Origin of the sequence: Paraburkholderia sp. Ac-20336 (genome assembly GCF_017105025.1) — a bacterium.
Taxonomy (GTDB): domain Bacteria; phylum Pseudomonadota; class Gammaproteobacteria; order Burkholderiales; family Burkholderiaceae; genus Paraburkholderia.
Map to the genome: position 1 here is coordinate 1 of NZ_JAAGPS010000213.1, position 6,518 is coordinate 6,518.

Sequence of the window (6,518 nt, forward strand, 5' to 3'; positions counted from 1 at the left end):
CCTTCAAGACCTCATGGCTTCACACCGAACTGTATCGCGCACGCAACTTCAAGCAGTGGATGAGCAAGGGCCTGTACCTCGGCACGCTGATGGTCGGCATCGAGCAGAAGCTGCTGGGCGGCAATGTGCCGTGGACGCTGCATCACCAGCATTGGGATCACGAGATGCTGAAACCGGCATCGCAGTGCAAGCCGATCACGTATCCGAAGCCCGATGGCAAGCTCACGTTCGACCGGCTTTCGTCGGTGTTCATTTCGAACACGAATCACGAAGAGAACCAGCCTGCGCATCTGACGCTGAAAGACCCGACCGTGCCGGTCAACGTCAACTGGCAGACCTATGCGGGTCCGGAGTCGCGTTACTGCCCTGCTGGCGTGTATGAATTCGTGAAGAACGATGACGGCAACGAACGGCTTGTGATCAATGCGCAGAACTGCGTGCACTGCAAGACCTGCGACATCAAGGACCCGACGCAGAACATCGTGTGGGTCACGCCGGAAGGTGGCGGCGGGCCGAACTACCCGAATATGTGATTGATGTTTGGCTTGCCTTCGCGGCGCACTGTTCGGAACAGAAGGACTGTGTTGCGGGGGCAAGTTTCGATAGTGCATTCGCGCTATCGCCTATACGCTCTCTTCGGCGTTTTGCTGCCCCTTCGCCGTTTTCTCTTATGACGATGGCTCGTGCACGACCGGGTCTCGCCCGGTCGCACACGCCAATCCATTCAATCCTGAAATCGTCGATACGGTAGTCCGCTGCGCGACGCGCTTACGGCGCCGCATCAGCGGGACCCGCGTTAAGGCGCGCTCGCCGCGATCTTCGGCGTGCTCACCGAAACATCGCCGCATTGCCCCCGATGCCGCAGCGCATGATCAATCAGCACGAGCGCGAGCATCGACTCGGCGATCGGCGTCGCGCGAATGCCGACGCACGGGTCATGCCGCCCGAACGTTTCGACGATGGCTGGCTGCCCCGCCTTGTCGATCGAACGACGCGGCGTACGGATGCTCGACGTCGGCTTGATCGCGATCGACACCGTGATGTCCTGCCCCGTCGAAATACCGCCGAGCACACCACCCGCGTTATTGCCGACGAAACCTTCCGGCGTCAGCTCGTCGCCATGCACGGAGCCGCGTTGCGCCACGCTCGCAAAACCCGCGCCGATCTCGACGCCCTTCACCGCGTTGATGCCCATCATCGCGTGCGCGATGTCGGCATCGAGGCGATCGAACAGCGGCTCGCCGAGACCGACCGGTACACCGGACGCAACCACGTTGATGCGCGCGCCGATCGAATCGCCGTCCTTGCGTAGCGCGTCCATATACGCTTCGAGTTGCGGCACGATGTCGGCGTTCGGCACGAAGAACGGATTCTCGTGCACCTGCGCCCAGTCGACGAACGGCACGTCGATCTCGCCGAGCGCCGCCATATGGCCGCGAATTTCGGTGCCGAATTTCTCGCGCAGCCACTTCTTCGCGACCGCGCCGGCCGCCACTGTCGGCGCCGTCAGCCGCGCCGACGAACGGCCGCCGCCGCGATAGTCGCGAATGCCGTATTTCTGCCAGTAGGTGTAGTCGGCGTGGCCCGGACGGAAGGTGTCGGCGATGTTGCCGTAGTCCTTGCTGCGCTGGTCGGTATTGCGGATCAGCAGCGCGATCGGCGCGCCGGTGGTCTTGCCTTCGAACACGCCCGACAGGATCTCGACCTTGTCTTCTTCCTGACGCTGCGTAACGTGGCGCGACGTGCCCGGCTTGCGGCGATCGAGTTCGAACTGGATATCGGCTTCGTTGAGCGCCATGCCCGGGGGGCAGCCGTCGATCACGCAGCCGATAGCGGGGCCGTGCGATTCGCCGAAGGTCGTGACAGTGAAAAGCGTACCGAGCGTGTTGCCGGACATGAGCGTCGTCCAAAGAAATGCGGGGAAGCCGCTATTATGCCAGCCCGCCGGGCTTGACCAGGCATCGCCGATCAGGTCTGAGAGAACGATCGGCGCGGAAGCGAGCCGAAAAGCCGGAGCGGTTGCGACACAGTAGACGGCCGGCTACCGGGATGGCCGAAGAAGCCAGGACCGCCGCGACAGTCGCCATCATGACCGCCACCGCCGCCATCGCGCCCCGCGCTATTTCCGCGCGCCGCGCAGCTCGCTCACGATTTCCTGCAGCCGTTCGGGCGTCGCCTGCTCCGGCTCGATCGGCTCGCCCACCGCGAGACTCAGCCGGCTCATCATCCCCTTCCCGATGGGCCGCGGCCAGTGCGTATCGACGGCGCGCGAAAACACGCTGCCCCACAACCCGCGCAGCGCCATCGGAATGACTGGCGCCGGTGTGCGCTTGACGATCTCGGTCACGCCGTGACGGAACGGATTCATCTCGCCGGTACGCGTGAGCTTGCCTTCCGGAAAGATGCACACGAGCTCGCCCTCGGCGAGCGCCTGCGCGCAACGGTCGTAGGCTTGCGCGAGCAACGCGGCGTCCTCGTGCGCGGGCGCGATCGGAATCGCCTTCGCATCGCGGAACAGCCAGCCGACGAACGGCGACTTGAATATCTGATGATCCATCACGAAGCGGATCGGCCGCGGGCTCTCGGCCATGATCACGATCGCATCGACGAAACTCACGTGATTGCACACGAGCACGGCCGCGCCCTCTTGCGGAATCCGCTCGGCGTGCACGAGCCGGATCCGGTAGAACGTGTGCACGAGCAGCCACGCGATGAAGCGCAGCAGGAACTCGGGCACGAGCGAATAGATGTAGCACGCGACCACGACATTCAGCAGCGCGGTGACGAGGAAGATCGCCGGAATGCTGAAGCCGGCCGAGGTCAGCACCATCGCCATCAGCGCCGAGACGATCATGAACAGCGAATTGAGGATATTGTTCGCGGCGATAATCCGCGCGCGATGGCTCGGCTGGCTGCGGCTCTGGATCAGCGCATAAAGCGGCACGCTGTACAGGCCGCCGAACAGCGCGAGCAGGAACAGGTCGGCGAGCACGCGCCAATGCGCGAAGCGGCCGAGAAACTCGCCGACGCTCAGCAGATGCCCGGCCGGCGGCAGTGCATGGCTTGCGAAAAAGAGGTCGATGGCGAACACGCTCATGCCGATCGAGCCGAGCGGCACGAGGCCGATTTCGATGCGCCGCTTCGAGAGCCGTTCGCACAGCAGCGAGCCGATGCCGATGCCGATCGAGAAGGTGCCGAGCAGCACGGTCACGACGTCGGGGTCGGCCGAGAGCACGTCTTTCGCGAAATTGAAGAACGACGCGAGAAACGTCGCGCCGATGAACCACAGCCACGAAATGCCGAGCAGGCTCAGGAACACGGTGCGGTTTTCGCGCGCGAGCTTCAGGTTGCGCCACGTTTCGCTGAACGGATTCCAGTTGATGCGCAGATCGGCCTGCGGCGCCGGCGTGGCCGGCACGAAGCCCGACACGACGCGGCCGACCAGCGCGATCGCGATACACGCGCAGGCGAGCACCAGCGCGCCGTGCCCGACCATCCCCGCGCCCGCGCCGCCGATGATCGTGCCGATCAGGATCGCGACGAAGGTGCCCATCTCGACCATGCCGTTGCCGCCGACCAGTTCCGCCTCCGACAGATGCTGCGGCAGATACGAGTACTTGACCGGCCCGAACACGGTCGAATGCACGCCCATCAGGAACGTGCACAGATACAGCAGCGGCGCGGCATGCAGCCAGAAGCCCGCGCCGCCGATCAGCATCACCACGATCTCGAAGCTCTTGACGAGCCGCGTGAGCTTCGCCTTGTCGTACTTGTCGGCGATCTGGCCGGACGTGGCCGAGAACAGCACGAACGGCAGAATGAAGATCGCCGAGATCAGGAACGCCGCGGTTTTCGGATCGACGCCGGAAAAACGCGCCGCCTGATACGTGACGAGCGACGTGAAGCCGATCTTGAAGACGTTGTCGTTCATCGCGCCGAGGAACTGCGTCCAGAAAAACGGCGCGAAACGGCGCTGGCGCAGCAGACGGAACTGGGATTCGTGCGCTTCATGCGCGCGAGCGGCGCGACGGGCGGCAGGCAAGGGACGATCGTTCATGAGGTTGGGGAAAGGGCGCGGGAAAATCGCGCGTTGCCCGTCCGGCGACCGGGCAGAAAATCGGGCAGAAAAAAAGCGCGCGCCTGCGCGCACGCTCTGTGAGCAGATTCGCGCCCGCGGCATGAGCCCGGGCGCGACGCCGGATCGACACGCATCAGCGCGTCGGCTGCTGCTCCTGCTGCTGTTCTTCCGGCCAGTCGCGGATATAGGCCTTCAGCATGCGGTTCTCGAAACCCTGCTCTTCGACCACCGCCTTCGCGACGTCGTAGAACGAAATCACGCCCATCAGCGTGCGGCTTTCCATGACCGGCAGATAACGCACATGGTGTTCGAGCATCATGCGGCGCACTTCGTTGACGTCGGTTTCCGGCGTGCAGGTGAGCGGATGATCGTCCATCACCTTGCGGATCGTGGAGGTGCCGACGCTGCCGCCATTCTTGCTCAACGTCATGATGATTTCACGAAACGTCAGCATGCCGACGAGATCGCCGTACTCCATCACCACGAGCGAGCCGATATCGTGCTCGGCCATTGTATTGACGGCCTCATGCAGCGCGGTATCCGGCGTGACCGTAAAAAGGGTGTTGCCCTTGACCTTAAGAATGTCGCTGACTCGCATGATCTATCTCCTGATACCACTCGTCTGGCAATGCATGAAATGATTTTTCGATCCTAGCGGAAAGGCCCATAAAAGGAAAGCGGGCCGCCCGGCCTGGCGCGACGGCGCTTGCATCATGCCGGATCCGTGCGCCGGCATGAACGCGTCGCGCTCCGCCCTCCGGGCACAGGCCGGCGGACTCGCGGACAGCCCCGCGGGAAAGCCGCGCTTGATACGGCGCGCGCCGGTGATACGATGGCCGGCCACCCTCATCCTTTGCGAGGCCGCCCGTGGCCCCGCCGCCCACGATGTCCGCCAACCGTTTCGATACGCTTGCGCTGCACGCCGGCGCCGCGCCCGACCCCGTCACCGGCGCGCGCGCCACGCCTATCTACCAGACTACCTCGTTTTCGTTTCGCGATCCCGATCACGCCGCGGCGCTCTTCAACATGGAGCGCGCCGGCCATGTCTACTCGCGCATTTCGAACCCGACCGTCGCCGTATTCGAGGAACGCGTGGCCGCGCTCGAAAACGGCGCGGGCGCGATCGGCACCGCGAGCGGCCAGGCCGCGCTCCACCTCGCGATCGTCACGCTGATGGGCGCGGGCTCGCATATCGTCGCCTCGAGCGCGCTGTACGGCGGCTCGCACAATCTGCTGCACTACACGCTGCGGCGCTTCGGCATCGAGACGAGCTTCGTCAAGCCCGGCGACCTCGACGCGTGGCGGGCGGCGCTGCGTCCCAATACGCGCCTGCTGTTCGGCGAAACGCTCGGCAATCCGGGCCTCGACGTGCTCGACATCGCCGCGCTCGCGCAGATCGCGCACGCACACCGCGTGCCGCTGCTGGTCGACTCGACCTTCACGACGCCCTATCTGCTGCGGCCCTTCGAGCACGGCGCCGACTTCGTCTATCACTCGGCGACCAAGTTTCTCGGCGGCCACGGCACGACGATCGGCGGCGTGCTGGTCGACGGCGGCACGTTCGACTTCGACGCCTCGGGCCGCTTTCCCGAATTGACCGAGCCCTACGACGGCTTTCACGGCATGGTGTTCGCCGAGGAAAGCACCGTCGCGCCGTTCCTGCTGCGCGCCCGCCGCGAAGGTCTGCGCGACTTCGGTGCGTGCCTGCATCCGCAGGCCGCGTGGCAACTGCTGCAAGGCATCGAGACACTGCCGCTGCGCATGGAACGGCACGTCGCCAATACGCGGCGCGTGGTCGAGTTCCTCGCCGCTCACGCCGCGGTCGAAACGGTCGCTTACCCCGAGTTGCCAACGCATCCCGATCACGCGCTCGCGCAGCGGCTGCTGCCGCGCGGCGCCGGCGCGGTGTTCAGCTTCAATCTGCGCGGCGACCGCGCGGCCGGGCGCGCGTTCATCGAAGCGCTGTCGCTGTTCTCGCACCTCGCGAACGTCGGCGACGTGCGCTCGCTCGTGATCCATCCGGCCTCGACGACGCATTTCCGCATGGACGCCGCCGCGCTCGCCGAGGCGGGCATCACGGAAGGCACGATCCGCCTGTCGATCGGCCTCGAAGACCCCGACGACCTGATCGACGATCTCAAGCGCGCGCTGAAGGCCGCCCAGAAAGCCGGGGCGCAGGCCGCCGCGACGCCGCGCGCCAACGCTGACGCCGCGCAGCAGAACGCCGCCGCCGCAAGCCTCGCCCCCGCCCCATCTGGCGCCACGCCCCCGTCCTGCCCGGAGTCCGCATGATCGTCAGCGTTCAGGGCCAAGCCGCCTACGCCTATACCGGCGGCAAACCGTTCGACCCCAGCCTGCCCGCCGCGGTGTTCATTCACGGCGCCGAACACGACCACAGTGTGTGGGCGCTGCAAAGCCGCTACTTCGCGCACCACGGCTT

5 protein-coding genes and 1 pseudogene are annotated in these 6,518 nt (G+C 65.3%); 3 read left to right on the forward strand and 3 right to left on the reverse strand.

Annotated elements, in window-relative coordinates; genetic code table 11:
- Nucleotides 1-533, forward strand: a 533-nt coding sequence (locus GXB81_RS29950) for a 4Fe-4S dicluster domain-containing protein (RefSeq protein WP_205991106.1), incomplete at its 5' end; no start/stop codon positions are given.
- A 263-nt stretch (nucleotides 534-796) separates the two neighbouring features.
- Here the strand turns inward: GXB81_RS29950 and aroC are convergent.
- The 3 genes from aroC to GXB81_RS29965 all read right to left on the reverse strand — a co-directional run bounded on the left by aroC (nucleotide 797) and on the right by GXB81_RS29965 (nucleotide 4,676).
- A complete protein-coding gene (gene aroC, locus GXB81_RS29955) occupies nucleotides 797-1,897 on the reverse strand; it encodes a chorismate synthase (RefSeq protein WP_167283533.1) in 1,101 nt (366 codons plus the stop codon).
- A gap of 222 nt (nucleotides 1,898-2,119) precedes the next feature.
- Nucleotides 2,120-4,057, reverse strand: coding sequence for an MFS transporter (locus GXB81_RS29960; RefSeq protein WP_167043234.1), 1,938 nt, complete (start codon nucleotides 4,055-4,057; stop codon nucleotides 2,120-2,122).
- A 154-nt stretch (nucleotides 4,058-4,211) separates the two neighbouring features.
- Nucleotides 4,212-4,676, reverse strand: a complete 465-nt coding sequence (locus GXB81_RS29965) for a CBS domain-containing protein (protein WP_167043232.1) — start codon at nucleotides 4,674-4,676, stop codon at nucleotides 4,212-4,214.
- Nucleotides 4,677-4,963: 287 nt separating this feature from the next.
- Here GXB81_RS29965 and GXB81_RS29970 point away from each other — a divergent pair, with 287 nt between their 5' ends.
- Complete coding sequence (locus GXB81_RS29970; RefSeq protein WP_205991107.1) at nucleotides 4,964-6,370, forward strand: O-acetylhomoserine aminocarboxypropyltransferase; 1,407 nt, start codon at nucleotides 4,964-4,966, stop codon at nucleotides 6,368-6,370.
- A pseudogene (locus GXB81_RS31680) lies at nucleotides 6,367-6,518 on the forward strand (alpha/beta hydrolase); the annotation flags it as partial. The gene GXB81_RS29970 and the pseudogene GXB81_RS31680, both read left to right, overlap by 4 nt.